Annotated in this window: 28 protein-coding genes and 1 tRNA gene; 13 read left to right on the forward strand and 16 right to left on the reverse strand. The window is 40.7% G+C overall.

Translation table 11 applies throughout. From position 1 onward, the window contains the following. Positions 1-96: 96 nt before the first annotated feature. The 3 genes from accC to aroQ are packed head-to-tail and all read right to left on the reverse strand — an operon-like array spanning position 97 to position 2403. Entirely contained in the window at positions 97-1446 is a 1350-nt protein-coding gene (gene accC / locus AAC000_RS20250) for an acetyl-CoA carboxylase biotin carboxylase subunit (protein ID WP_339725381.1), read from the reverse strand. A gap of 13 nt (positions 1447-1459) precedes the next feature. Further along, positions 1460-1921 carry an acetyl-CoA carboxylase biotin carboxyl carrier protein gene (accB, locus tag AAC000_RS20255; RefSeq protein WP_339725383.1) on the reverse strand — a complete coding sequence of 154 codons (462 nt, stop codon included), beginning with the start codon at positions 1919-1921 and terminating at the stop codon, positions 1460-1462. A 47-nt stretch (positions 1922-1968) separates the two neighbouring features. Continuing rightward, on the reverse strand, positions 1969-2403 hold the full coding sequence (gene aroQ, locus AAC000_RS20260; RefSeq protein WP_339725385.1) for a type II 3-dehydroquinate dehydratase: 435 nt from the start codon (positions 2401-2403) through the stop codon (positions 1969-1971). A 239-nt stretch (positions 2404-2642) separates the two neighbouring features. On the opposite strand from aroQ, the gene AAC000_RS20265 reads away from it, so the two are divergent. Beyond that, positions 2643-3242, forward strand: coding sequence for an ACP phosphodiesterase (locus AAC000_RS20265; protein ID WP_339725387.1), 600 nt, complete (start codon positions 2643-2645; stop codon positions 3240-3242). A gap of 16 nt (positions 3243-3258) precedes the next feature. Beyond that, positions 3259-3888 (forward strand): uracil phosphoribosyltransferase, encoded by a 630-nt coding sequence (gene upp, locus AAC000_RS20270; RefSeq protein ID WP_339725388.1) that lies wholly within the window; start codon positions 3259-3261, stop codon positions 3886-3888. A 39-nt stretch (positions 3889-3927) separates the two neighbouring features. Here the strand turns inward: upp and AAC000_RS20275 are convergent, their stop codons facing one another. Together AAC000_RS20275 and AAC000_RS20280 are read right to left on the reverse strand one after the other, a co-directional pair. Next, a complete protein-coding gene (locus AAC000_RS20275) occupies positions 3928-4644 on the reverse strand; it encodes a M23 family metallopeptidase (protein ID WP_339725389.1) in 717 nt (238 codons plus the stop codon). Between the two features lie 120 nt (positions 4645-4764). Continuing rightward, on the reverse strand, positions 4765-6582 hold the full coding sequence (locus AAC000_RS20280) for a protein-disulfide reductase DsbD (protein WP_339725390.1): 1818 nt from the start codon (positions 6580-6582) through the stop codon (positions 4765-4767). 331 nt (positions 6583-6913) lie between these two features. Here AAC000_RS20280 and AAC000_RS20285 point away from each other — a divergent pair, with 331 nt between their 5' ends. The 8 genes from AAC000_RS20285 (at position 6914) to AAC000_RS20320 (ending at position 14039) form a co-directional block, all read left to right on the forward strand. Continuing rightward, complete coding sequence (locus tag AAC000_RS20285) at positions 6914-7423, forward strand: FxsA family protein (protein WP_339725392.1); 510 nt, start codon at positions 6914-6916, stop codon at positions 7421-7423. A 95-nt stretch (positions 7424-7518) separates the two neighbouring features. After that, on the forward strand, positions 7519-8193 hold the full coding sequence (locus AAC000_RS20290; RefSeq protein ID WP_339725394.1) for a response regulator: 675 nt from the start codon (positions 7519-7521) through the stop codon (positions 8191-8193). Between the two features lie 2 nt (positions 8194-8195). Continuing rightward, entirely contained in the window at positions 8196-9521 is a 1326-nt protein-coding gene (locus AAC000_RS20295) for an ATP-binding protein (protein ID WP_339725396.1), read from the forward strand. A 13-nt stretch (positions 9522-9534) separates the two neighbouring features. After that, the gene (locus AAC000_RS20300; RefSeq protein WP_339725419.1) at positions 9535-9885 is read left to right on the forward strand and encodes a cupredoxin domain-containing protein; all 351 of its coding nucleotides are present in this window, start codon (positions 9535-9537) and stop codon (positions 9883-9885) included. Next, positions 9875-10654, forward strand: coding sequence for a hypothetical protein (locus tag AAC000_RS20305; protein WP_339725398.1), 780 nt, complete (start codon positions 9875-9877; stop codon positions 10652-10654). The genes AAC000_RS20300 and AAC000_RS20305 overlap by 11 nt, the downstream gene beginning before the upstream one ends. Further along, entirely contained in the window at positions 10651-11358 is a 708-nt protein-coding gene (locus AAC000_RS20310) for a hypothetical protein (RefSeq protein ID WP_339725400.1), read from the forward strand. The genes AAC000_RS20305 and AAC000_RS20310 overlap by 4 nt, the downstream gene beginning before the upstream one ends. 114 nt (positions 11359-11472) lie before the next feature. After that, on the forward strand, positions 11473-13647 hold the full coding sequence (locus AAC000_RS20315) for a glutamine synthetase III (RefSeq protein ID WP_339725402.1): 2175 nt from the start codon (positions 11473-11475) through the stop codon (positions 13645-13647). Positions 13648-13763: 116 nt separating this feature from the next. After that, complete coding sequence (locus AAC000_RS20320; RefSeq protein ID WP_339725404.1) at positions 13764-14039, forward strand: peptidylprolyl isomerase; 276 nt, start codon at positions 13764-13766, stop codon at positions 14037-14039. Between the two features lie 105 nt (positions 14040-14144). Here the strand turns inward: AAC000_RS20320 and AAC000_RS20325 are convergent, their stop codons facing one another. The 11 genes from AAC000_RS20325 to AAC000_RS20375 form a co-directional block, all read right to left on the reverse strand. After that, positions 14145-14978, reverse strand: coding sequence for an FAD:protein FMN transferase (locus tag AAC000_RS20325; protein WP_339725420.1), 834 nt, complete (start codon positions 14976-14978; stop codon positions 14145-14147). Between the two features lie 91 nt (positions 14979-15069). Beyond that, positions 15070-16392: a DUF3570 domain-containing protein gene (locus tag AAC000_RS20330; RefSeq protein ID WP_339725405.1), complete on the reverse strand. Its 1323-nt coding sequence runs from the start codon at positions 16390-16392 to the stop codon at positions 15070-15072. Beyond that, complete coding sequence (locus tag AAC000_RS20335) at positions 16383-16607, reverse strand: DUF4266 domain-containing protein (RefSeq protein ID WP_339725406.1); 225 nt, start codon at positions 16605-16607, stop codon at positions 16383-16385. Before AAC000_RS20335 ends, AAC000_RS20330 begins: the two co-directional genes overlap by 10 nt. Before the next feature lie 29 nt (positions 16608-16636). Continuing rightward, positions 16637-17050 carry a TlpA disulfide reductase family protein gene (locus tag AAC000_RS20340; RefSeq protein ID WP_339725421.1) on the reverse strand — a complete coding sequence of 138 codons (414 nt, stop codon included), beginning with the start codon at positions 17048-17050 and terminating at the stop codon, positions 16637-16639. A gap of 188 nt (positions 17051-17238) precedes the next feature. After that, positions 17239-17946: a two-component system response regulator ArcA gene (gene arcA, locus AAC000_RS20345; RefSeq protein WP_339725407.1), complete on the reverse strand. Its 708-nt coding sequence runs from the start codon at positions 17944-17946 to the stop codon at positions 17239-17241. A 161-nt stretch (positions 17947-18107) separates the two neighbouring features. After that, positions 18108-19757, reverse strand: a complete 1650-nt coding sequence (locus AAC000_RS20350) for a HAMP domain-containing sensor histidine kinase (protein WP_339725408.1) — start codon at positions 19755-19757, stop codon at positions 18108-18110. Between the two features lie 173 nt (positions 19758-19930). Beyond that, positions 19931-20254: a hypothetical protein gene (locus AAC000_RS20355; RefSeq protein WP_339725410.1), complete on the reverse strand. Its 324-nt coding sequence runs from the start codon at positions 20252-20254 to the stop codon at positions 19931-19933. A 6-nt stretch (positions 20255-20260) separates the two neighbouring features. Continuing rightward, entirely contained in the window at positions 20261-21679 is a 1419-nt protein-coding gene (gene glgA, locus AAC000_RS20360) for a glycogen synthase GlgA (protein WP_339725411.1), read from the reverse strand. 16 nt (positions 21680-21695) lie between these two features. Continuing rightward, positions 21696-22721 (reverse strand): methyltransferase, encoded by a 1026-nt coding sequence (locus tag AAC000_RS20365; RefSeq protein ID WP_339725422.1) that lies wholly within the window; start codon positions 22719-22721, stop codon positions 21696-21698. Beyond that, a complete protein-coding gene (gene trmB, locus AAC000_RS20370) occupies positions 22721-23440 on the reverse strand; it encodes a tRNA (guanosine(46)-N7)-methyltransferase TrmB (RefSeq protein WP_339725412.1) in 720 nt (239 codons plus the stop codon). Before trmB ends, AAC000_RS20365 begins: the two co-directional genes overlap by 1 nt. Positions 23441-23539: 99 nt before the next feature. Further along, positions 23540-24268 carry an alpha/beta hydrolase gene (locus AAC000_RS20375; RefSeq protein ID WP_339725414.1) on the reverse strand — a complete coding sequence of 243 codons (729 nt, stop codon included), beginning with the start codon at positions 24266-24268 and terminating at the stop codon, positions 23540-23542. An 89-nt stretch (positions 24269-24357) separates the two neighbouring features. Here AAC000_RS20375 and mutY point away from each other — a divergent pair, with 89 nt between their 5' ends. The 3 genes from mutY to AAC000_RS20390 all read left to right on the forward strand — a co-directional run bounded on the left by mutY (position 24358) and on the right by AAC000_RS20390 (position 26005). Then, positions 24358-25425 (forward strand): A/G-specific adenine glycosylase, encoded by a 1068-nt coding sequence (gene mutY, locus AAC000_RS20380; protein WP_339725415.1) that lies wholly within the window; start codon positions 24358-24360, stop codon positions 25423-25425. Between the two features lie 46 nt (positions 25426-25471). Further along, a complete protein-coding gene (locus tag AAC000_RS20385; RefSeq protein ID WP_339725417.1) occupies positions 25472-25744 on the forward strand; it encodes an oxidative damage protection protein in 273 nt (90 codons plus the stop codon). Positions 25745-25929: 185 nt separating this feature from the next. Then, a tRNA-Phe gene (locus tag AAC000_RS20390) sits at positions 25930-26005 on the forward strand. Positions 26006-26333 lie beyond the last annotated feature (328 nt).

The raw sequence follows: 26333 nt of genomic DNA on the forward strand, positions 1-26333 counted from the left end.
CACTAGTATAACATTAGACTGACGGCCCTAAACACGCGCATAAAAAAAGAGCGAAGAAACGCTCTTTTTATTTATCACTTTCACTCTTAGGACAGGTTAATGACCACCCATTCCTAGTTTTTTCTCAAGGTAGTGAATATTCGCGCCACCAGCGGCAAAACTTTCATCAGCCATGATGCTTTTCTGCAAATCGACATTCGTTTTAATGCCGCCAATGACTAATTCATCCAAGGCATGACGCATTCGCGCAATAGCCACTTCTCTCGTTTCGCCATAGGTGATCAATTTACCTATCATTGAATCGTAGTAAGGGGGGACAACATAATCTGTGTAAATATGTGAATCCCACCGCACGCCTAGGCCACCTGGTGAATGAAACTTAGTAATTTTACCTGGGCTTGGAATAAAGGTTTTTGAATCTTCGGCATTGATACGACATTCAATGGCGTGGCCTTTCACTTGTATCTGATCTTGAGTGATAGACAGTTTTTGACCTGCTGCGACACGCAGTTGCTCTTTGATTAAATCAACCCCTGTAATCATTTCCGATACTGGGTGTTCAACCTGAATACGTGTATTCATTTCAATGAAATAGAACTCACCGTTTTCAAACAAAAATTCAAAGGTTCCGGCACCTCGATAATTAATATCAATACAGGCTTGGCAGCACCTTGCTCCAATTGCAGCGCGCATTTCAGGGGTAATGCCCGGTGCTGGCGCTTCTTCTACCACTTTTTGATGGCGACGTTGCATAGAACAATCTCGTTCACCTAAATGAATAGCGCTTCCTTGGCCATCGGCCAAAATTTGAATTTCCACATGACGAGGGTTTTCAAGGAATTTCTCCATGTAAACAACATCATTATTAAAAGCTGCACCGGCTTCACTTTTTGTCATGGCAATAGATGAAATAAGCTCTTCTTCACTGCGCACTACACGCATACCACGACCACCACCACCACCGGCGGCTTTAACAATAATCGGGTATCCAATACCTTGAGCAAGTTCTTTATTTCGCGCTTCATTTTCACCCAAAGGTCCATCAGACCCTGGTACACAGGGGACACCTGCTTTTTTCATAGATTTGATAGCGGAGACTTTATCACCCATTAGATTAATGGTGTCTGCAGTTGGCCCTATAAATGTAAAGCCACTTTTTTCGACTGCTTCGGCAAAATCGGCGTTTTCAGCTAAAAAACCATAACCGGGATGAATGGCATCTGCATCAGTTATTTCCGCAGCGGCAATAATGCGCGGAATATTGAGATAACTCTCTGTGGCTGAGGCTTTACCAATACAAATGGTTTCATCAGCTAACAACACATGTTTGAGTGACTCGTCAGCAGTAGAATGCACTGCCACAGTCTTAATGCCTAACTCTTTACAGGCACGCAAAATTCGCAAAGCGATTTCGCCGCGATTCGCAATAAGGACTTTTTTTAACATTGTCATAAACCTTTTATTCAATCACAAACATAGGCTGGTCGAATTCTACTGGTTCTTGATTTTCAACTAAAATTTGCTTGATGATACCAGCCTTGTCAGACTCAATTTGGTTCATCATTTTCATTGCTTCGATAATACAAAGGGTATCACCAACATTCACTTTTTGACCGACTTCAACAAAGGATTTAGCACCTGGAGATGACGAGCGATAAAAAGTCCCTACCATAGGTGAACACATAGTATGACCACTGATAACTGGAGCTGCTTCAGGAGCCGCAGCGGCAGGAGCAGCTTGAGCAACGGGTGCAGCAGGCGCTAATTGTGGTTGTGGTGCAAATTGCAAAGGCGCAGCAACTTGTGCAGCAGTGACACCACGGTGAATACGCACTGACTCTTCACCTTCAGTAATTTCTAATTCAGATATGCCAGACTCTTCCACTAGCTCTATCAGTTTTTTAATTTTACGTATGTCCATTTTTATCTCTCTAAGTCAGTTATTCAGCAAGCAATTTTTGCTGATGTTTATTTTGTTAAATATTGTTTAGCCGCCGTTAAAGCGAATTCATATCCTTGTGCGCCTAATCCACAAATGACCCCTTGGGCAATGTCGGATAAATAGGAATGCTGCCTAAATGCTTCTCTAGCATGTACATTGGATAAATGTACCTCAATAAAAGGAATAGACACACTTAAAAGTGCGTCTCTTAACGCAACACTTGTATGCGTAAATGCACCTGGATTAATCACGATAAAGTCTATTTTTTCAAAAGCATTATGGATGGTGTCAATCAGCTCATGTTCCGCATTTGACTGAAAATGGGTTAAACTCAGGCCTATCGAAGTGGCGTAGTCATCCAGTTTACTGACAATTTGTTGTAGGTTTTGCGAGCCATAAGTTGCTGGCTCACGTTTGCCTAACATGTTTAGATTTGGGCCATTAATGACTAATACTTTCACTGATTTACCATTTTATTAAATAATAAGATTATGTAGTGTGCCTCAATAGGAAACACAACATTTAAAAATCATTTCTCGTGCAATAAATACACAATAACCTAAATTATCTGACCATTATAGAGAGCAAATAGAAATTAGCAGCAAAATACTGGTCTTATCAGCGAAGATTGCTGCAAAGTTAATGAATATTATGTTTTTACTCAGCGCTATTAATCTTTTAATCAAAGAGCCTTTTTAATTTGAACTATATTGCACACATTCATATTGGCTGTCACACCCGAACAAGTTTATTGGGAAATTTTCTTGGGGACTTTGTTAAAGGTAGCCAACTACAGCATTTACCTCCGGAAATTGAAAAGGGCATTCGCTTACATAGAAGCATAGATGTGTTCACTGATTCACATCCATTAATCAGTGAATTGAGGCAAAACTTCCCTTCTGATATTCGTAGAATGGCTGGGGTAATCATTGATATCTACTTTGATTATCTACTCATGCAATCTTGGGACAATTACTCAAGTACTCACTTTAACAAGGTATTTACTCAGTTTTATCAGCAACTGGAGCAATTTTCACTGGCTGACAACTTGCACTTTAACAAACAAGCAGAACGTTTAAAGACTCATCAATGGCTAAATAAATATATTCATCGAGAAACCTGTTTCCACGCTTTTTCGAGTATTCAGAATAGATTAAAAAATAAAGTGCTGTTCGCTGAACAAGCTCAGTATTTTGTACTCAAACATAGTGATTTACTTGAGTCTAGCTTTCAACAGTTCTATCCTGAATGCCTTGAGCACGGACTTAAATTTATTCAGTCCTATAATCCTCCACAATAATTACGAGAAACTTAATATGGCTGTACACGAAATTCATCACCCCTTAATTCAACATAAACTAGGCTTAATGCGTGAAAAAGGGATCAGTAGCAAAGATTTTCGCGAATTAGCCGGTGAAGTAGGCAACTTACTGACTTATGAAGCAACGAGGGAGCTACAAACTGAGATTGTTGAGACCACAGCTTGGGATGGTCAAAAAATAAAAATCAAGAAAATCAAAGGAAAGAAAATAACAATTGTACCCATTTTACGTGCTGGCTTAGGCATGTTGGATGGAGTACTAAAACTCATTCCTAATGCAAAAATTAGCGTAGTAGGATTGTATCGAGATGAAGAAACCCTGCAGCCAGTCGCTTATTTCGATAAAGTAGTAAAAGACGTGCCAAAACGCACGGCATTGATAGTCGACCCTATGTTGGCCACAGGTGGCACCCTTATCGCCACCATCGACTTATTAAAACAAAAAGGCTGTAAACATATTATGGGGTTGTTTCTAGTGGCTGCTCCTGAAGGTTTAGCGGCAGTAAAAAGCGCCCATCCAGACGTTGAAATTTATACCGCGGCTGTGGATGAAAAACTTAATGAACAAGGCTATATATTGCCTGGGCTAGGTGATGCAGGGGATAAAATTTTTGGTACTCGATAAGCCATAGAGTAGTTTAAGGCGAAAATACATCTGGCAAGTTTAATCAAATACAAAAGGAAGTGATTGATACTTGCCAAAGGGTTTTGCCTGATAAATTGCAAAGTGTAAATGGGGTAAAGAAGAAAAACCTGTATTACCTGAGTAAGCTATTTTTTGACCTACTTTTACGCGCTCACCTAAGGTTACCGCAACCCCATTTTTTTCTAGATGATAATACTCACCTGTAGTGTCATCATCATGTAAAATGACTACATAGTTGGCATATTTGGCGTATCTCCGATTTGCACCACCTCGCGAATTCTGCGCAACTAAATCAATCACCACCCCTGCCCTCGCCGCATGTATGGGTGTTCCTATGGGCATGGCAAAGTCGACCGCGTACTTAGACGCACCTCTATGGCTATATCCGCCACCAAATCCTTGCACTATAGGAAAATAAGCCCCTTTGGCGTAAGGGTACTGATAAGCAATATTTCCATGATGCACTGCTAGCATATTGCCAGGCGTCCAGTAAAAAGATTCGTCATACCAGATTTTTTGACCTTGGTGCATGGGTTGCAATTCAAGCACTTTGATTCGCTGATGCCCTTGAAGTACTTGATTAACAATGTATTGCCCCTGATTGCTATTTGAGGACTTTAAGTTACTTGTTTGTACATCCAAGGTCACTGACACTACAAAAGGTTTTTTATTGTAGAGCCAATAACTGACGTGTTTGTTTTGTTCTACTTTTTCAACACATGCCCAATTATCCATGCAGTAATTAGGCGAACTAGCAAAGGCACTACAGCTAATAAGCATAGAAAATATAGATACAAAATATTTTGCGGCGCTACAAAATCTTAAATAACAGCGCACATTTACACCCAGTTCGACTTATTTAGAGAAAAGATTATTTATATGCTGAGCAAACGGCTTTGCTCGCATAAACCCTGTGACTCTTGCGGTGCTGATTTCATTTCCTTGAGTGTCAAAAAACAAAATGGTAGGTAACCCCAACACCGAAAAGTGCTCCTGAAATCTTATGTTATTTTCGCTATTATCCGTTAAGTCAATTTGCATTAAAACTGAATCACTTAACGCTGCTATTACCTGACCATCTGAAAACGTGTATTTTTCAAACTCTTTACAGGCCACACACCAATCAGCATACAGGTCTAACATCACTGATTTACCTTGCGCATTAGCTTCTGCTAATGCCTGGTTGAAATCTTCAATACTGCTGACTTTAAGAAATGTCGGATGAGCGACTGTATTATTGCCTGCTGACTGCACCGCAGTTTTGTTGTGATCCAGAGCGCTAATGGTTTGATAGCCATAACCGGCTGAAACAAACAAGCCAATAAATATCAATAATGCCCGAAGGCCCTTATAGAAAGTTGTTGGGCTATTTTGGTTCATCACATAAAAATAGGTAAAAGTTGTTAATCCAAGCAGTGTCCAAGCAAAATCTGTAGCGATATGGCTCACTAAGCGCTCTACAAACATAATGGCAACCGCTAACATCATAAAGCCAAAAGTGACTTTAACCACATTCATCCAATTACCTGCTTTAGGTAACAATTTACCACCTGTAATACCAAATAAAATCAATGGAATGCCCATTCCTAGACTCAACACATACAGTGCGCTGAATCCTAGAACTAAATCGCCACTTTGGGCAATAAATAACAAAATCCCCGTTAACGGCGCGGTAGTGCACGGTGATGCCACTAAGCCAGAAATGGCGCCCATCACTAATACACCTATATAACTTCCGCTGGTTTGTTTATTACTCATGGCATTAAGCTTTTCTTGCCATGACGAAGGCAACTGCAGTTCATAAGCACCAAACATCACTACGGCCAACAAAACAAAGATGACAATTAAAGCGATTAAAATAGCCGGATGTTGTAAACCTGCCTGAAACTGAACGCCAGCCGAAGCCACTATCAGCCCCAATAACGAATAGGTAATTGCCATGCCCTGGACGTACACAAAAGACAATGTAAATGCCCGCGAGGTGCTAATAGTTTTACCTTGACCAATCACAATGCCCGATAGAATCGGATACATAGGGAACACACAAGGTGTAAAGGCTAAACCAATTCCTAAGCCTAAAAATAATAATAGAGTGACAAATAAACTTTGTTCACTGGACAATAAGCTAGCTAATTCAAACTGCTCTGAAATGGGCGCTGTGGTGGTTGAATCTTCATTTGAAGTTTGTATTGGTTGTTCAGACGTTGTCATTGCAACAGCGCCAACCTGATTTAGATACACCTCTTTGGTGGTAGGTGGATAGCACAAACCGGCATCGGCACAGCCCTGATAACGAATTTTAACAATGCCATCTTGGATTGAAGTAACAACAGGATAAGTAATATCCAGTTGTCCACGAAACACATCCGACAAACCAAAAAATTCGTCCTCAACTTGCTCGGCGGCAGGAAAAACTGGCGTGCCTAACTCCACTCCTTTAGTCACTGACTTAAACTGTTTTTTATACAAATAATAACCGTCTGCAATAATCCAGCTTAGGACAACTTGATCACCTTGTTGCTTGAAGTCGAATTGAAACGCTTCATCAACTTGCAAAAATTCCGGCTCTTCACCAAACAGGTTGGCTAAGGGATCTTCCATTTGCGCCATACTCGCAGAACAGAAAAAACCAAAAGTCAGTGCTAAAACAAAATATCTAAAACTCAAATTCATCTACAATACTTCTTATCTAAAGGTAACTTGGCGAAATGCCAATGACTATTATTTATACTTTAATGGACAAACCTTAACAAATAATTAAGGCCCCACGTTACTTTGTTTACAGACCTTAACTCAGTCTGGCAAATTTCACTTTTGAGTGAAATTACCTGAATTTAAGATAAACACACCTCAGTCTCTTAACTCGTTAGACAAATGGCGCAACACTCTGTAACAATGCACCACTTGGTTTTTGGGGTTTTAATACCAGTATTATATCAAACACAACATCAAAAGTAGGTTATACCTAAAGCTTGTAGCGTATAACCCAAATAACGAGGTACCTTTGTTTAAACTATTTTTATTATTCGCTGTTTTACCTATTGTCGAAATCGCCATATTGCTTAATGTGGGTGAGCAAATTGGCGGTTGGTATACAGTGGCCATCGTTATTTTAACTGCTTTTGCAGGAGCACAATTAGTGAGGCAACAAGGTCTCAGTACCTTGATGCAAGCCCAACAAAAAATGCAGGCTGGCACTATGCCAGGTCAAGAAATGGCTGAAGGTCTTTTATTGGTCATTGCAGGGATCTTATTGGTTACTCCAGGTTTTATCACCGACGGAATTGGATTTTTATTGAGCTTACCTATGACCCGCCCCCTTATCGCCAAAGGACTACTCAAACATTTATCAGTTAGGGTAGTGAATCAATCATTTGATGGTAGTTATACTCAACACCAGCAACAAGGTCACAGGCCAAATCAATCTGAAGATATCATCGAGGGTGAGTTTGAACGTAAAGATAAGCCCCCAGCCAATCCAGCTCTTAAGGATGACTTAAGAAAACCCGATTAAGCTTGCGCTTTACCTTATTCACTTAAAATAGTTAATTTTCCTATTTCTACTTTTTAAGCTAAGTTGTAATCCACCAATAAGAAGCATTGACTGCTATGCGAATTTTACTAGTTGAAGATGATTTACCACTCGCCCGTGCGCTACATCAATCTCTGAGAACAGAAGGATTTACCGCAAACCATGTGGCCGATGCCAGATCGGCACTGCTCACCATCGAAACCAATGAATGTGACATGCTTATCCTTGATTTAGGTTTACCTGACATGGATGGCTTAGCGCTACTAAAACAAATAAGGCAAAAAAATATAAAGTTGCCAGTGCTGATATTGACGGCTCGAGATTCTATTGACGATAAAATTAAAGGGCTAGATCAAGGAGCGGATGATTATCTCAGTAAACCTTTTGATGTAAACGAGCTGATTGCACGTTTGCGTGTCATTGAAAGAAGGTTAGGTACCGCAACCAGTGCAACTATTACAATTGGAGAAGTCAACCTAGACTGTGCATCTCATGAATTAAAGGTTGCGGGTAAATTAATTGAGTTATCTCGCAAAGAATTTATGTTGTTAAAAGTACTCTTAGAACAAGCAGGGCGAATTCAATCAAGAGAACAGCTTGAGTCTAAATTGTATGAGTGGGGCGAAGAAGTAGCGAGTAACGCAGTGGAAGTGCATATTCACCATCTTCGTAAAAAACTCCCTGAGGCTTTTATCAAAACAATTCGCGGTGTAGGGTACAGCATTAAAGCCTCCTCCAAAATAGAGTCCTAAATGTGTCTATACGCCGTTATCTAACGCTGATTTTATTGTCGGTAATTACATTGGTCACTTTTGCAGCTGCGATTCAGGGTTACCGCAGCAGTATGGCAAAAGCGACCAGTGTATTTGATAACGAGTTACGTTCTTTAACACTTGTCTTAGTCGACATTACCGACTTAAGTACTCAGTCATTAACACCACAAACAGATGCCGCTTTTATCTTTCAAATATGGCAGCACAATCAATTAATTGTTAACTCCAACCCCAGTTTAGACACCGCTATTAGTGATTTCAAAAATGAGTTCTCTGAGCATAATTTTTTAGCGCAGCGTTGGCGTACCTTCGGGCATTTTTTTGAATCGAGCAACAAATGGGTGTTGGTAGCACAGCCTGTAAACAGACGTTTTGAGCTAGCAGAGCAAATGATTCTAGCTGCCGTGACGCCACTAGTGCTGTGTATTCCATTGTTAGCTATTATTATATTTTTATTAGTGAGTTCAGGGCTGCGCCCTTTGCGACTGCTATCGGAAAAATTACGATCCAAAAAAGCCGACGACTTCAGTCCTATTGAGCAGCAAAATCAAGGTAACGAACTCAGTCCAGTCCTAGAAACCTTAAATCAATTGTTTGAACGACTCAACGCTGCTTTTTCTCGAGAAAAACGCTTTGCCTCTGATGCAGCCCATGAATTACGCACACCTTTAAGCGTTTTGAAGATCAATGCTCATAATTTGGCTATAGAACTTAACAATAACCATACTACCCACACCAACATGGGATATCTGCAGCAAGGTATCGAACGTATGAGTCATGTAGTCGAACAAATTTTATTGCTCAACCGTACTAACCCCGAACAATACCAAGGTCAGTTCGAAACGATAGACACAGCGGCGCTTTGCCAAACAGTGATCGCTAGTTTATTTCCACAAATTGAAGCAAAAAAGCAAGAAATCGAACTACTTGGAAAAGGTGCAAATATTCGAGGGGATGAGTTTTCATTGGGCATACTGCTGCAAAATTTAATCTCCAATGCGAGTAAATACTCGCCAGAGGGCTGTTTGATTAGAGTAACGCTGAAGAGCGTGAATAAGCAGGTGGTGATTCAGGTAGAAGATGCAGGTCCAGGCATCGATGAATCTGAATATCAAAGAGTGTTTGAACGTTTCTACCGAATTGGAGGGGATCGACATACCAGTAATACATCTGGCTGTGGTTTAGGTTTAGCCATTTCAAAACATATAGCTGAGTTACATAATGCCACACTTAAATTAAGCCGATCTCAACAGTTATCGGGCCTATCAGTAGAACTGATTTTTCCGCAAGGTCAGCCTAATGCATAAATGGTTCGGCTACATGCCACTCTCCATTAGCACATTATGTGTCCTCTGTTGTTTCCCATTATTAGCAGCGGTGTCTGAGTACCATATTCAGCTCAAAGATCACCTGTTTTTCCCCTCGCGGATCACTATTCCTGCAAACCAAAAAGTCAAATTGATAATCGAGAATCAGGACAATACACCAGAAGAATTTGATAGTTTTTCTCTCAACCGAGAAAAGGTCATTTTTGCCAATCAAAAAGCAACCCTATTTATTGGACCACTTCAGCCTGGAGAATACAGCTTTTTTGGCGAATATAATCCTAATACTGCCCGTGGTGCTGTCATTGTTGAGCGTCAAAAGCTGGAGGTGCCTGATGCTCATTAACACCGTGATTTTGTTTTTTCGTGATGCTTTGCCCATTTTGGTATTACTTGCCTACCTATACGCACACCTACCTACGAGTCAATCATGGCTTTTAATATGCTTAGTCGCTAGTGCCATTTTGAGCCTAATATACATCAATCAAATCCATACTATTGGGCAGTGGTTTGCTGGCATAGGTATTGAATTGTCCCTGTGGTTTTCGCAACTCTTGGTTTATTTGTTGGCCTTAGTTTTAGCTTGTGGCCTAACCTTTCCTAAGTGGTCGAATCGATGTTTTACATACTGGATTGCAGGCTTGATGGTCAGTCTGACCATAGCGTCCAAAGGCAGTAACTTTATCTTGTACTTTAATGGCTATTTAAATCAAAGCAACGTGCTGCAATCTATGTTGCTCGGTACATTTTTAGGTTTAGGCATTTGTCTCAGCTTAGCCATTTTGTTGTATCTGGCGGCAAGGTGGTTAAAACAGCGGTTTGGGCTTTGGGCGACTTGGTTGTTAGTGCATATTTACGTAACGGGGCAACTTGTTAACGCGTTACCTTTATTAGTTCAGATCGATCTTATAAACGCCTCAGAGACTGCTTGGAGTAGCCAAAGTTTTCTCAGTAATGAGTTTGAGTTTGGTCATTTATTTAATGTTTTGTTCGGCTACCAGGCTACCCCATCTATAGCTCAAGTAATTGTTTATGTTTGCGCTTTAACCCTGCCTCTCGCTGCTTTTTATTGGCTTAAGCTAGATTCAACTACACACTCAGGTAACATCCAATGAACGCCCTTTATCGCGTATCTATTGCGCTTTTATACACGCTATTTTTTGTCCCCTTAAGCTGGGCTGACGGCATTCCAGTTGACAAGGTTTATAGTCCCTATGTTTTGGCCAATGAGCGGGAGTTAGAGTGGCGTTTTACATCTAGGCAAAACGATGATGGTAATGTGTTAGCGCAACGTTTAGCTTACGGTCATGCCGTTTCAGAATACCTGACAATTGAAGCTTATATCGTTGGAGAAAGGGACGATACCGGCGACTTTGGTTTGCAGGCTTATGAAATAGAAACCCGCTGGATGTTAACCGAACAAGGCGAATTGTGGGCCGATTGGGGGGTATTGTTTGAACTTGAAAAACAACATAAAGAAGACATTTACGAATTTACCAGCGGAATTTTATTTGAAAAAGAGTTTACACAAACCAGTTTAACCATCAATGCGTTGTTAGTTTATGAATGGGGTAAAGACATTCAAGATGAATTTGAAACTGAATTTCGGCTCAAATATCGCTATCGCTATTTAGCTGCATTACAACCTTCTATCGAAATTTACACGGGTGAAGATTTTGTTGGTGTTGGCCCTGGTTTTATGGGGGTACATAGGTACGCAGGACAAAAACAACTTAAATGGGAATTGGCCTTCATTGCTGGCTTAAATGGCGACTCAAAAGACCACACCCTGAGGTTTGCCCTAGAGTATGAATTTTAAAAAACCATATCTGGCCTAAAAGGTGCTTTGTCTTTTCTTAGACCTGAATAGATTTACTCTAAGGCAACTGAGAAAATCCCTGAAGCCCCTTTAAAAACAAGCGAAGGATAAGATATGAGTGGAATGACATCACGTAAAAATGCAATAACTGAAATCACTAATCGCGCACCAAAAGCGTGCAAGATGCCTGAACCATTGAACAAGATTTGGGCAACAGATGTTTTTGGCCTAGCGGCCATGGAAGAAGCATTATCAAAAAATGCCTTTAAAGCCATTAAAAAAACCGTTCAAACGGGTGCAACATTAGATCCGGCAACGGCCGATATTGTTGCTGCTGCCATGAAAGATTGGGCGATATCTAAAGGGGTAAAGTTCTTCTCTCACATTTTTTACCCTATGACCAATATTACTGCTGAAAAACATGATGGCTTTATCATCACTAATTCAGACGGTGGCGCCATTACTGAGTTTACTGGCAGTTTGCTGATTAAGGGTGAACCTGATGGTTCTTCTTTCCCAAATGGTAGCTTACGTATGACCAACGCAGCCCGTGGTTATACAGCATGGGATCCAACGAGTCCGGCCTATGTTATGCACACGGCTAATGGCGCAACATTAATGATCCCAAGTGTATTTATGTCGTGGACCGGCGAAGCACTTGATAAAAAAATACCGTTACTACGCTCAAATAAAGCCATGGATAAAGCAGCGCAAAAAGTGCTGTCCCTTATGGGCGAAACAGAGATTGCAACCCTAAACTCTAGTTGTGGTGCAGAGCAAGAATATTTCTTAGTTGATGAGCATTTTGCTAATGCTCGTCCAGACTTATTATTAGCAGGGCGCACCTTATTTGGTGCACCACCAGCTAAAGGTCAACAATTCGATGATCACTATTTCGGTGCTATCCCGGCTCGCGTTCAAGTGTTCATGCAAGATTTCGAAGACAAACTTTACCGCTTAGGTATTCCAGCCAAGACCCACCATAATGAAGTTGCACCTGGCCAGTTTGAAATTGCCCCTTACTTTGAAGCAGCTAACGTTGCCGCAGATCATCAACAATTATTGATGACACTCATGAAAAGTACGGCTAAAGAGCATGGCTTTTTATGTTTATTACATGAAAAACCTTTTGCAGGGGTCAATGGCTCTGGTAAACACGTTAACTGGTCGGTAGGAAACGCCACTCAAGGTAATCTACTGGATCCTGGCAGCACCCCCCACGACAACCTAAACTTCTTGTTGTTCTGTGGCGCGGTTATTCGTGGTGTACACAAATATGGCCCACTTTTAAGAGCGGTTATCGCCTCTGCTGCAAACGACCATCGCCTTGGAGCAAACGAAGCACCACCTGCGATTTTATCTGTCTACTTGGGAACCCAATTAGAAAGTGTGTTTAACGATATTAAAGAAGGTAAATTGTTAGAAAAAGCCAAGGGCGGCTTGATGGATCTTGGTCTATCTCAAATTCTTCAATTTGAACGTGATCCTGGTGATCGTAACCGTACATCGCCTTTTGCTTTTACCGGAAATCGCTTTGAGTTTAGAGCCGTAGGTTCTTCTCAGTCGGTTTCAGGTCCTTTAGTCGCAATGAATACTATGTTGGCCGACTCACTCAATTGGATAGCCGAAAAACTTGAAGCTGTGATAGCCGAAGGTGAAGACAAAACCTCAGCTGTTATCACAGTGTTGCAAGAACTCATGCAGTTACACGGTAATGTAATATTTGGTGGTGATGGGTATTCAAGCGAATGGCATAAAGCTGCAGTTGAAGAAAGAGGCTTAAAAAATATTCCTACCAGTGCTGACGCTTTACCTGCGTTTAAAGAAGAGTCAGTGGTTAAGTTGTTTGAGTCGACAGGTGTGTTATCACCAGCTGAACTGGCGAGCCGTTTTGAGGTATACGCAGAACAATACGTATTGTCGATTGAAGTAGAAGCTAAAATAGTTATCGGTATGGCTAACACTAGAATCTATCCGGCGACAGTCAAGTATCTAGACAGCCTTTCTAGTGCAGCAACTAACCTTAGCGCGCTGAATATTACCATCAGCCATAACAGCATAGATGAAATTGCTGCTGAAACCGACGCCATGATGGCAGCGGTTAGCAAACTTAAAGAAGCATTAAGTGTGGAAGAGTTTGACAGCACCGAAGCACATATGAACCATTGTGCTCATGTTCTGTGCCCACTTATGTTAGAAGTGCGCTCTCATGCTGACGCCTTAGAACTAGTGGTTTCTGATGACTTATGGCCATTACCTAAGTATCAGGAAATGTTGTTTATAAAATAAACAGCAACCTAAAAAAAGACCCAAAAGAAAAAGAGCTTAGGCTCTTTTTCTTTTTTTGGTTCTGCTACCTGATAAACTCAGCCTTCAATTAGCAAACGTTTATAGAGTCTTACAAGATGAAAGCCTGTGCCTGCCATATTTTAGTTAAAGACAAAGCCCTTGCAGAAAAACTCAAAAGCCAACTTGATAAAGGCGGCAACTTTCACCAATTAGCCAAAAAATATTCCATCTGCCCCTCTGGCAAAAAAGGCGGAGACTTAGGCGAGTTCAGCCCGGGTACAATGGTCAAAGCCTTTGACAATGTGGTGTTTAAAAAAGAAATTTTGACCGTTCACGGCCCAGTGAAGACACAGTTTGGTTATCATTTAATAAAGACACTTTATCGAAGTTAACGAGTGAATTTGGATTAGCAAACTGAATACGACTGATAAGTTAATAGACAATAGCGAATATTAAAAACCTGATTTGCTAAAGCGCTAATTTTAAACACTTGGACGCTATCGATAACACCAAAACTTGATACCTTGCTGTTGCAAAAAAGCTTCTGCATTAGCGCCTTGCAATAGTGCTAAGGTCGCTAATAATCCAGCTTGGATACAGTAGGGAGCAGCGACAGTCACCGATCTGGCGGCATTTTCAATGGGATACCCAGTTTCAGGGTTAAGAATATGACTGTACCGTTTTCCTTCTTTTAATAAATAACGTCTTGCATCACCACTGGTGGCTAAACCACCGCTGACAATTTTTAGGATTTTAGTCGAACCATTGTTGTCATCAGGGCTTTCAATTCCTATATGCCATGGTTGCTTATTTTGCCTTGGCCGCGTCACCTGAATATCACCACCAAAGTTCACTACAACTGAAGTAGTTGTGGCATATTCAGCACATAACTTGGCAACACAATCCACCGCGTATTCTTTACCTATACCACCAAAGTCCAACTCCATACCTTTAGCCAAAATGATTGAAGACTGATCATATTTAACCTTCTGCCAACCAATGTTAGGCATCAGTACTTTTACGGCTTCAGGAGTGGGAACATTACCTGTACCATCAAATTTCCACGCTTGGCGCAGTACCCCAGAAGTAATGTCAAACAAACCTTCACTTAATTGAAAACAACTGTTCGCAAATTCCAACAGTCGAAATATTTCATCATCAATAACAACCGGTTTACCGTCACTATGATTAATATTAGCCATAGGATTGTTGCTCAAATAACGACTGAATTTTTGTTCGATACGTTTGGTTTCTGAATGGGCGACTGAAGTGAGGTGAGTGGCAAGCACAGAATCTTGCGTTTCAATCAGCACTTCACAAGGGCTAGCCATAGCAGTAAAGCGACCAATAATATGGTCGCTTTTTTGTTCTATCGTAAAATCACTAACTGACAAAGGTAGCCCTTAAGTTAAAAACACTAGATTAGAAGCTATAACTAACTTGTGCAATCACCGCTTTCACACTGGGGTATAAATCTTGCTGCTGCAACGCTCCAGGCGCATCAAAACCAGCGTTCTTAGGATCTTGTTGATAATATTCCAACCTAAAGGCCCACTCGTTGCCACTTGGCATTTTCATTCCATATTTTAGGCCAAGGGTATAGGCAGTCATTTCCCCTAAACGATAGTCTGCACTAGCAAAAGTGGGGAGCGTAGAACCTTCCAGTAAAAAGGGGTGATAAAACTCCGCAGCCCCTTGTTGGTAGTACCTAAAATGAGGCTGAATATAAGTATTGTCAGTCAAATTAAAACGCAACCTAGAATCAATAGTATGAGAATTGATATCCCAGTCATCTGTGGCGTATCGATAAGAAATATCTGCCACACCACTGTCCAAAGCATATTTAGTTTGCCAATAGAAACTATGTCTAGTGCGCTCTGTTGGCCTCTCTTCATAGACTAAGGACTGTGTTAACCCTTGGTCGTTAATAACACTTAAAACCTTAAAGGGATCAGTGTGATAACCATCAGACGTAGATAAACCATAGTTAAATTGCATTAACATTCTTCGATTAATAATTTGTGTCACACCAAACATCAAATCTATGGTGCTTTTGTCGTCGGAACCCTTTTGTCTTGTAGCATCAAAAGCGGCTTGATAAGCTTGCTCATTAGCAAATTGACCTTCGTCTATGACCATTTCAGAAAAAGCGACAGGGCGACCACCTTCGGGATCTATAGTGTCAAAAGCCAAAGATAGGCCAGCCGATACAGTCGTATTTTTCTGATTAAAATCTCTGGCAAGAGAGCCATTAACCGCAATAGACAAGTAGTCATATTCTTTTGAAAAATGCACACCTGTACTGCCTCGCATGTCATCCCAAAGGGGTTGAGTCCACTGTGCTTCAAGTTGTAGACGAGTATCTCTAAAAGTGTCATCCAGGGGTATTTCGCCCCCTTGAATTTCATATTGTCCCTTACCTGATGGACGAGTAAAGGTTTGTGCATTTGGCTGAGATACTGCACCTGTGGCAGACGCACCAGTAAGTGTATCCAGCACGAATTTCCCAGAAAAAATATGTTCATCACCAAAATCTTTTTTTGCTGAAAATACACCTTCAACGGCAGTGACTCTGTCTGTTTCACCGTAATACAACAAAGCAGTATCCATTTCCCACACGCTTTCTTCGGCTTGTACCACTGGGGTTGTGCCTAACAGCGCGCAAGTTGCGGCTGCAAGTGCGGTATTAATATTGGCTACTTTTTTTGTACGCTTAGCTATTTGATTTTTAGAAGTTAGTTGCATCCACAACCTCCACCAGCAAACGCACGACCACCACTCGTGGCCTCTTTACTAAAGTAAATATGATCATCTAAACCAAGGTCGTTTCCCTCAGCGTCCAAAGCCATTTCATCTTTAGCCAGTAAGTCACGTTCCCAAGGTTTGACCCCAAGGTTGGCACAGCCAACAAGCTGAGTACTGATCAAAAATGCGAGTATAATTCGTGCTTTTTTTAACATAACTGCTTCTCTTTATTGGTTAAAGACTTCTATTCATTAAGAAGTAAAACTAATTCTTGTTCATACAAAGGTTCGCTGCGTGTGAAAAAACCTTTGTGAGAAAATCGGATATTTCCTTTTTTATCGATGACATAACTGCTTGGCATACCCAATAATTGATAATCACTGGCTATGTTTCCTTGAGGATCATAAATAATGGGAATTTGTGCCGGCACCTTTTCTAAAAAGGCTTTTGCTAAAGCCTCTTCAGCATCTAAATTGATGGCAATAATCTGTAAGCCCTGCGCGGCATATTTTTGCTGCATTTGGTTCATCCACGGAAAGGATTTGCGACAGGGTTTGCACCAGCTTGCCCAAAAATCGAGATAGACTACCTGCCCTTTTAAGGCGGACAATTTGCTTGGCAGCTGACCATGGGAGATGGCAAAGTCAGGGGCGGGGATTTCCTGCGCTATGCTTAAAGAGAGCGGTGAAAAACTGAGAATGAAAAACAGTATACTTAAGCGAATATAATTCAAAACATTTACCTGCTAAATAATATGTAGTTAGTTTAGATGGTAAATCTTAAGTAAAACTTAAAGCAATAAAAAAGCCCCCGAAGGAGCTTCTTTAAACGTTTTTGATTAAAGTGTTATGAATCTACAGAGCCGCAGAAACGATAACCTTCACCGTGAATAGTCACAATCAAATCATCCGCGTTCACTTCTGACTCAAAATGTTTACGAATTCGACGGATAGTAACATCAACAGTACGGTCATTTGGACGTAATTCACGGCCAGTCATTTCCATAATTAGTTGTTCACGTGTCAATATTTTACCTGGGTTGTTTAAAAACAAGTGTAAAGCTCTGAACTCACTGCGTGGCAAGCGAAATTCTTTGCTACTTGGAGAAATCAAACTACGGCTATCACCGTCTAAAATCCATCCATTAAAGTTTACACGACTTGGTAAATCATCATCTTCGCTACTATTAGTGGTACGCGCTAATAAGTTACGAGCACGGATAGTCAGTTCGCGAGGATTGAAAGGTTTAGTAAGGTAGTCATCGGCACCAATTTCTAGACCTAAAATTCGGTCTACATCATTGTCTCTGCCAGTTAAAAATATCAAACCTACATTCTTACGACCGCGCACTTCGCGTGCCAAAAGCAAGCCATTTTTACCAGGTAAGTTGATATCCATGATAACCAAGTTGATGGTGTTGTTTTCAAAGATGCCATGCATCTGTTCGCCATGTTCGGCTTCAAATACATTGTACCCTTCTGCTTCAAACAAGCTTTTAAGGGTAGTACGTGTGACCACTTCATCTTCAACAATTAATACGTTAGGAGTCTGCATGTTTCAGGCCTGATTAGGAATTTGTGTAAAAGTTTATCAGAAAATATCGAAAAATCAGGGTTTTATCTACCAAAAATTGCATATATAAACAAAATTTATGCATTTATACTAATACAATCATAAATTTGCTCTATTAGAGCGAATATTAACCAGTTTTGGTTTTATAAAAATGAGCCAACGTGCACTTTATCGTGTGTCACTTTTTTAACTGGGAATAAAATTTTAAACTGCACCCCTTCCCCTTCTTCACTGACAATTGAAATTGAACCATTTAAAGCTTGCGTCACTAGGTTGTAAACTAAGTGCATACCTAAGCCACTGCCTCCTTGTCCTCGCTTGGTCGTCACAAAAGGATCAAAAATACGCTTTCGTAAATGTTCTGGAATACCTTTTCCATTATCCTTAAACTCAATACTGACTTTAGTATCACCAATAGCCTGAATGTTAATGTCTATTTGGCCCTTGTCCATGTCCTCAAAACCATGAATGATAGAATTCATGATCAAGTTGATAATAATTTGATTAATTGGCCCTGCTTTTGATTCAACAACTAAGTTATCTGCACAGTTCACGTTGATCTGATGTTTGACCTTTTTTAACTTAGGTCGCATCGACATTAAAATTTCTTCCATCAACTTAGCAAAAGAGAAGACCCGATTATTCTCCGAAGATTGGTCAACGGCGACTTGTTTAAAGCTTGAAATCAGTTCTGCTGCCCGATTCAAGTTACGATAAATGATATTGAGGTTTTCTTCGCCCTCGGCAATAAACTTCGACAAAGAACTGGCTTTAAGTGTTTTATCTTCAAACGCTTTACGCATGTCAGATAATCTATCTAACATCATTGTAGAGGCTGTCACACCCAGTCCAATTGGCGTATTAACTTCATGGGCCACACCCGCAACCATATCTCCTAACGAAGCCATTTTTTCATTTTGAACCATTTGTCGTTGAAATTGGTGTAACTTCTCTAAGGTTTGGATCAATTCGCTATTGGCTTCTTTTAACGCATTGGTACGCTGTTTTACCTTTCCTTCTAAACTGGTATTCAACTTGGCTTGTTCAGCTTCTGCAATAGTCTGCCGCTGCATATGTTCTTGGGTTCGCTGCAACATGTTATTAAAAGCTTCACCCAAAATATCCAGCTCTTTAATACCATTTAACTCAGCACGACTTGAATAGTCTTTCTGGCGAGATATTCGCTGCACCAGCTTAACTAATACGTTAATAGGTGCAGTAATGGCTCTTTGCAATTTTATCGTGAACAAAAAACAAACTAACAAACATGCCAGTAATACACTTACGGTGAGAATAATTGAATTGCTGGTAAGTTTTTGTAACCCATCTGCCGAAGCCCGTAAATAAAGGTAACCCACGACTTGTTTTTCATTGCGAATAGGGCGAATAATTTCCATCACCCCAGCGGCCATTTTAGGCTGATATAACTGGTCTACTTGATCAAACTTGGCTTTTACAGGGGCGATACCCTCTTTGTTGTAACTGGCAAAAAATTTGATAGTTTGATCGTCCATAATTCTGTAAATGTGGACGTTTTCAATTAATTCAGAAGCGGACAATATTTTGAGATTTTCTTCTTCAAGCAAACCTTCATCTTTAATCAAAGAGTCCATGGAATCACGTCCGATCATCTCCGAATAGATCACCACATTATCTTCTAGGGATTGTCGATAAGTACTAATTTGACTATACAGATTGACACCTGAAGAAAAAATTAATGACAAAGAAGTGATAGCCATAACTACCCAAATAATCAGGCTTTTTATTGATAGAAATTTAGTGTCTGAGGCCATATTACTTGTAACGTATTCCTAGGTCTGACGACTCATCATAATCGATATTGATACAAAAACGTTCAAATTGAAACTAATAGACTGAATTTATGTCGTTTTTTATCACGATTAAGAATAAATAAACAACTAAGCTAAGCAAACCTGAAGCGCTATCTTTCACTCTTAAAGTCGGCCTAGTTTCTGATTAACTTTAAAATATCTTGCTCACTCAACTGATAATCAGTTGCTATTCGCTGCAGCGTCACTTGCTGATCTATCCGTTCAACTTTGCTGCTTGCAGAACGGATCAAACCTTTAAGGTCACTTAAACAGATACAAATAATCTCACCTTGGTCGATGTCTAATAACGCGACCGGCAAGGCAGCCTTTTTGTAAAGAAGATGCGGGCAAACACTTTGTCTTTCGACAGTTTGCAAACATTTAGTGGGTAATGCTTGTACTACAGTTGTTAAACCCAAAAACAATAAACAACAGCTACTAACAAAGCTACATTTCATAGTTTTCTAGCTCAAATAGAGTGTTTCATAATCTTTTGCGGCCGCTTCCCATGTAAAGCGGCTTTGCATGGCTCGCTGTTGAGTCAGCTCTAGTTCTTTTGGTGCCTCATGATAAAACAGCAATGCTCGTTGTATACAGGACAACAAAGCACTGCTATCAGGCTGTTCAAATACAAAACCCGTTGCCATATCTGGGTTTTCTGCCAAATCTATTACTGTATCTTTAAGTCCACCGACTGCTCTGACAATCGGCAAAGTACCGTATGCCAAACTATACATTTGATTCAAACCGCAAGGTTCAAATAAAGACGGCATCAAAAAGAAATCACTACCTGCTTCTATCATGTGTGCTTTACGAACGCTGAAATCTTCAACAAATGCCAATTTTTTAGGGTATCTGTCTGCCACTTTTTGCAGATACTGGCTGATTTCAGGGTCACCCGTTCCTATGATGGCAAGTTGTACATCATGTTGCATAAGCTTATCTAACATAGGCAAAATAAAGCCAAAACCTTTTTGATCGGTTAAGCGACACACCATACCGATAATAGGAATACGTACTTTTTTGGGCAATCCTAACTCTTGTTGCAATTCAGCTTTACAGGCTTTTTTGCCCGTTAAATCACCGTGATGATAGTTTTTAGCGATATGTGGATCGTTAATAGGATCCCACTGACTGTAGTCACACCCATTCAAAATACCCGACACGTCATGTCTTCTGTTTTGAAATTCGTTGAATAGATGATGAGAGCCCAGTGGAGTTAACAATTCCTGTGCATAATTTGGACTCACTGCATTAATTTTATTGGCGTAACGTATCCCCATACGCACAAAATTCAGGGCATCACCATCCAATTGGCTGTGTAATTGATAGTGAGGCTGTAAATAGGCTATGTCAGAAAAACGATGGGTGCCTTGATAAGCGCCATTATGTATGGTGAAAATGGTCTTTGCTTGGTCAAAAAAGCCGGTATCCTCAATACTAACAAAATAAGGGGTCAGCGCTGTATGCCAGTCGTTACAGTGCACTATATCGGGCTGAAAGCCTGCCGCCTTAGAGGCCTGTAAAGCAGCACTTGCGAAAAATGCGAAACGTTCTGCGTTATCCGGATAAGCATGGTAATCGTCAGAATAAAGGCCTTTGCGAGCAAAGTATTCTGGGTAGTCCACAGCTAAGACTTGTACCCCTTCTAAGGATAAATTCTTAACAGCAAACTCATATGACTTGTGACCCGAATACAAGGTTTGTTTGTCACAGTAATCTGGCGCATCAAACTTGTCCGCTAACTGTTTGTAATAAGGCATGACTATTGTCACTTCGTGCCCCATTTTTGACAATGCCAAGGGCAGCGCTTTACCTACATCAGCTAAACCACCCGTTTTAACTAGGTCTTCTACTTCTGATACAACAAACAATATCTTCATTCGGCTGGTTACCTTATTATTTTATCCGAGCACACTGGTAGAGTGTAAATTTAGTAGTTTGAGCCATTGGACTTACAGCGCTAAAGCGCTGTTCAAGTAACTCAGAGTAACGCAAAAATTTATTCGCCACCAATGTCAGTGAACCACCTTGCGTTAAATATTGCTTAAGTTGCGAAATAAAATTCTCAGTAACAGAGTAATCAGTCTGAATTCCAGTATGAAACGGGGGGTTAGTGTATACCGCTGAAAACTTGCCTTGTACATCCATCAAACCATTTGAAGCCACAACTTTGGCGTTTAGCTTATTGAGCTTAGCGCTTTCTTTTGAGCAATGTACCGCCAGGGCGCTGACATCAGTCATCACCACTTCACTTTCAGGGCTTAGTAAGCCAAGGTAACACCCTATTACACCAGCACCACAGCCAAAGTCTAATAACCGCCCTTTTTTAATCTCAGGCAAGTTATCCAATAACACTTTTGTACCTAAATCGAGCGAACCATGGTTAAACACGCCTGGTAAAGAACATATTTTATAATTGAGGCCACCCACTGAGATATCGACTTCACTTTGCCACTTAGTCAAATCAAAAGGTTTGATTGGTTTATCGACTTGCGCACCAAATAATGCACAATGACGTGCAGAGTCCACTTTGTTTACTTGAGAACCAATAGTCTCAAGCATTTTAGCCGCGCTTTTTACGCCCCCTTTGTTTTCGCCTACAAGCAAAAGACTAGCATTTTCATTTAGACACGCTGCGACATTGGCGATCAGCATTTTTGCCTGATCTTTAGACTTAGGCATATAAATGACTGCACCATCAAATTTTTGGTCAGTTGGATACGCCGCCGCAAAAATATGTTGTGCCGATTTACCTGCAGCACAACTCTGCTGGTAAATATCAAAGTATTGGTGAAACACTTTTAAATCTGGATTGTTTAATTGCTGTGCAATTTGGCTGTCGGTTGGGTTAACCAACAACCATTTACCTTGAACAAAGGTATCTGCATTGCGCATTAATAATTGGCTAGGAGCAGATAACATCAAGAAACCCTCTCAAACATTAAATCCCATACACCGTGACCCAATCTATGTCCACGCTGTTCAAATTTAGTTAAAGGACGTTGCTCAGGTCTTGGCACATAATCGTTAGTAGCTGATTGATTTTTAAACCCTTCGGCACCTGACATCACTTCTAACATGTGTTCGGCGTAATTCTCCCAATCGGTGGCCATATGAAATACCCCACCAATGGCTAATTTGCTTTTTAATTTTTGTACAAAATCTGGCTGTACAATACGCCTTTTGTGATGACGCTTTTTATGCCAAGGATCAGGAAAAAACAGCTGCACACGGGCCAAAGCATTATCAGCAATACAATCAGCGAACACCTCTACTGCGTCATGTTCGTATACTCTTAAATTCTGCACATTATGCTCAGCTGCTTCGCTAAGACAAGTGCCAACCCCCGGACGATGCACTTCAATGCCTACAAAATCTTTATCTGGCTCATTTAACGCCATTTCTACCAAAGACTTGCCCATCCCAAATCCAATTTCCAACACGACTGGGGCAACACGTCCAAAAGTGTCAGCAAAATTTTGTAACCCCGCTTTATGCTCTAAACCCATAATCGGCCAGTTTTGTTCGATGGATTTTGCTTGTCCTGACGTTAAACGCCCTTCTCTTTTTACAAAGCTCTGAATTTTACGGATATACACGCCAGATTCGGCCGCTTCTTTTTCAGATTTAAACTGACTCATTTTAGGTTCTCTTCTTCAAATTTTGCTTGTTTATTTAGCAAGCATAGATGCCGCGCATTATCCGGCGACACAGACTGATTGCAAGGAAGACAGCTTAATTTATGCAATTTTTGATGCTAAATATTCAGCTAAAATCTTAGATTGCTCAATAGGCAACATATGCCCAGCTTTTTCAAGTATCGTCATATCACTATTTGATAGTTGTTTATGCATTGCCAATACAGTTGACTGGCTCACTAAATTATCCTGCTCTCCACTAATAAGGTGAATGGGAAAAGCACATTTAGCCAAAGCTGGTAGCAAGCTTTTTCTGGGTTGGGTCGCACTAATTTGTGCCGCTAAAACCCCCGATCCTAAGTCCTGCTCCATTTGTTTAACGATAGTTAAGTATTCGTTTTGCTGTTGATGGCTTTTGTGAAAAAAACTTTTTAGTCGTTTTTCAGTCATGCCGCTATAACGTTTGTTAGCAATTAACGTCAGTAATTGTTGCCGCTGCCGCACTTCATCTTTCGGTAATTCATCACATGCACTAGCAATAAGTGTCAGAGACGCAATCTTACTTGGATTTTCAATTGCTGTCAGCGCCGCGATATACCCGCCCATAGAGTAACCCACCAAATGTATTGGCTCCTCAAAATAGGCAATTCGATCAGCGCTTAACATCTTCATCTGAGCTAAGTTTTCAGCCCACTGCAAAGGTACAAAAGCACGCATGGGTATATCTAGATGTTGCCAACATGGGTTAAATACCCTTTCATCACACATTGTTCCGGGGAAAAACACCACAGGCTGACTGATTTGATAAGTTGTATCTTTTGTTTTAAGCAATCTCTTCTCAACTGAACTATTTCAAATTTGTTAGGGTATGATACCAATCTGCTTTCAGAATTACCTAAAGAACAACAGATCCATACAGCGTGCAAAATACTATTACATCAACACACCACTCCTTCAGTCAAAATGTCTTAACTTGGTTTGACCTTAATGGTAGAAAAAATCTGCCATGGCAGCTTAATAAAACACCCTATACCGTTTGGGTGTCAGAAATCATGCTACAACAAACTCAAGTTAAAACGGTTATTCCCTATTATCAGGCGTTTATGCAGCGTTTCCCTGACGTTCTCAGTTTAGCTGATGCACCTCAAGATGAAGTATTGCACCACTGGACAGGCTTAGGTTATTACGCTCGAGCTCGCAACTTACAAGAAGCAGCGCAACTCATTAGGGATCAGCACCAAGGCATATTTCCTGAAGATTTAGAGCAGTTAATCGCTTTGCCGGGCATAGGTCGCTCTACAGCTGGTGCTATTTTATCCTTAGCTTGTGGCCAACATCAGAGTATTTTGGATGGTAACGTTAAACGTGTATTAGCCCGCTATTTCGCCGTTGAAGGATGGCCGAGTAATAAAAAGGTGGAAACAGAGCTATGGCAATTCGCAGATAAGTTAACCCCAAAAGTCAGAACAGCCGACTATACCCAAGCCATGATGGATATGGGCGCAACACTTTGCACCCGCAGTAAACCACAATGCGACATTTGCCCTGTTCACAATGACTGTTTAGCCTTTGTACAAGGTCGGCAAACAGAACTACCCCATAAAAAACCCAAAAAGACGATCCCAGTTAGATCGACTTTTATGTTAATTCCTATGTGGCAAAAGCAGCTGTTGATATACAAACGACCACCAGCTGGTCTATGGGGAGGACTGTGGGGATTTTATGAAGTCGAACACCAGGAGCAAATAGCCGAACGCGCCGCGAGTCTAGGATTTAACGACATTCAGCAACAACCACTGAACTCTTTTCGTCACACCTTCAGTCATTTTCATTTAGACATACAACCAATTGTATTACATTTAAAACAACAACCTATTGGTCGAATAATGGAAGATACACAAATGTGGTACAACTTAAGGGAACCGCAAAATGTAGGATTAGCCGCGCCAACCAAGAAACTATTTAGTACAATCACTACATCATTTTAATTTGGGTGTACTTTAGGTAACACCCTCACCATTAAATTAGAGCATTATGAGCAGAACAGTATTTTGTCAGCGACTACAAAAAGAAGCAGATGGCCTAGATTTCCAACTTTATCCCGGTGAGCTAGGTAAGAAAATTTTCGATAATATATGCAAAGAAGCATGGGCCGAATGGCAAAAGAAACAAACTATGCTGATCAACGAAAATAAACTCAACATGATGGAGCCGACAGCTAGAACATTTCTAGAGACCCAAATGAAAGGGTATTTATTTGAAGGCAAAGAACCAGATATCGAAGGTTACGTGCCACCCAAAAATTAAAATTGAACAACTTTAAAGCAGCAGTTAACCCCAACTTTGCTTTTTTAGTAGAGATTTTGTGCAATCTATAAACAATCTGCAAAATTTCACTAAAAAGGGGTTGACTTAAAAGCGCTAAATCCGTTTAATACGCACCCTCAGCGAAACGGACGCAGTCTTTAAAGACAAACTCTTGTTAAGTTGATGCCCAGATAGCTCAGTTGGTAGAGCAGAGGATTGAAAATCCTCGTGTCCTTGGTTCGATTCCGAGTCTGGGCACCATTATTCTTAGAAGCCCTGAACAGAAATGTTCGGGGTTTTTTAGTTTCTAGTACCTAGAAATTGAAAATCCTCCTGTCCTTGCCGGTAACCGTAAGTTGCGATTCCGAGTCTGGGCACCATTATTCTTAGAAGCCCTGAACAGAAATGTTCGGGGTTTTTTAGTTTCTAGTATCTAGAAATTGAAAATCCTCCTGTCCTTGCCGGTATCCGTAAGTTGCGACTCCGAGTCTGGGCACCATTATTCTTAGAAGCCCTGAACAGAAATGTTCGGGTTTTTTTAGTTTCTAGTACCTAGAAATTGAAAATCCTCCTGTCCTTGCCGGTAACC

This window comes from uncultured Paraglaciecola sp. (assembly GCF_963977085.1).
Lineage (GTDB): Bacteria > Pseudomonadota > Gammaproteobacteria > Enterobacterales > Alteromonadaceae > Paraglaciecola.

What these genes read in the sequence shown, in the direction of transcription:
- accB (WP_339725383.1), bottom strand. Translation starts at nt 1,921, where the DNA reads ATGGACATACGTAAAATTAAAAAACTGATAGAGCTAGTGGAAGAGTCT.
- trmB (WP_339725412.1), bottom strand. Translation starts at nt 23,440, where the DNA reads ATGAGTCAGTTTAAATCTGAAAAAGAAGCGGCCGAATCTGGCGTGTAT.
- AAC000_RS20280 (WP_339725390.1), bottom strand. Translation starts at nt 6,582, where the DNA reads ATGAATTTGAGTTTTAGATATTTTGTTTTAGCACTGACTTTTGGTTTT.
- AAC000_RS20300 (WP_339725419.1), top strand. Translation starts at nt 9,535, where the DNA reads ATGCCACTCTCCATTAGCACATTATGTGTCCTCTGTTGTTTCCCATTA.
- AAC000_RS20305 (WP_339725398.1), top strand. Translation starts at nt 9,875, where the DNA reads ATGCTCATTAACACCGTGATTTTGTTTTTTCGTGATGCTTTGCCCATT.
- AAC000_RS20290 (WP_339725394.1), top strand. Translation starts at nt 7,519, where the DNA reads ATGCGAATTTTACTAGTTGAAGATGATTTACCACTCGCCCGTGCGCTA.
- AAC000_RS20355 (WP_339725410.1), bottom strand. Translation starts at nt 20,254, where the DNA reads ATGAAATGTAGCTTTGTTAGTAGCTGTTGTTTATTGTTTTTGGGTTTA.
- AAC000_RS20325 (WP_339725420.1), bottom strand. Translation starts at nt 14,978, where the DNA reads ATGGCTAGCCCTTGTGAAGTGCTGATTGAAACGCAAGATTCTGTGCTT.
- arcA (WP_339725407.1), bottom strand. Translation starts at nt 17,946, where the DNA reads ATGCAGACTCCTAACGTATTAATTGTTGAAGATGAAGTGGTCACACGT.
- AAC000_RS20320 (WP_339725404.1), top strand. Translation starts at nt 13,764, where the DNA reads ATGAAAGCCTGTGCCTGCCATATTTTAGTTAAAGACAAAGCCCTTGCA.
- AAC000_RS20275 (WP_339725389.1), bottom strand. Translation starts at nt 4,644, where the DNA reads ATGGATAATTGGGCATGTGTTGAAAAAGTAGAACAAAACAAACACGTC.
- AAC000_RS20350 (WP_339725408.1), bottom strand. Translation starts at nt 19,757, where the DNA reads ATGGCCTCAGACACTAAATTTCTATCAATAAAAAGCCTGATTATTTGG.
- accC (WP_339725381.1), bottom strand. Translation starts at nt 1,446, where the DNA reads ATGTTAAAAAAAGTCCTTATTGCGAATCGCGGCGAAATCGCTTTGCGA.
- AAC000_RS20330 (WP_339725405.1), bottom strand. Translation starts at nt 16,392, where the DNA reads ATGCAACTAACTTCTAAAAATCAAATAGCTAAGCGTACAAAAAAAGTA.
- AAC000_RS20315 (WP_339725402.1), top strand. Translation starts at nt 11,473, where the DNA reads ATGAGTGGAATGACATCACGTAAAAATGCAATAACTGAAATCACTAAT.
- AAC000_RS20365 (WP_339725422.1), bottom strand. Translation starts at nt 22,721, where the DNA reads ATGTTATCTGCTCCTAGCCAATTATTAATGCGCAATGCAGATACCTTT.
- upp (WP_339725388.1), top strand. Translation starts at nt 3,259, where the DNA reads ATGGCTGTACACGAAATTCATCACCCCTTAATTCAACATAAACTAGGC.
- AAC000_RS20385 (WP_339725417.1), top strand. Translation starts at nt 25,472, where the DNA reads ATGAGCAGAACAGTATTTTGTCAGCGACTACAAAAAGAAGCAGATGGC.
- AAC000_RS20310 (WP_339725400.1), top strand. Translation starts at nt 10,651, where the DNA reads ATGAACGCCCTTTATCGCGTATCTATTGCGCTTTTATACACGCTATTT.
- AAC000_RS20335 (WP_339725406.1), bottom strand. Translation starts at nt 16,607, where the DNA reads ATGTTAAAAAAAGCACGAATTATACTCGCATTTTTGATCAGTACTCAG.
- glgA (WP_339725411.1), bottom strand. Translation starts at nt 21,679, where the DNA reads ATGAAGATATTGTTTGTTGTATCAGAAGTAGAAGACCTAGTTAAAACG.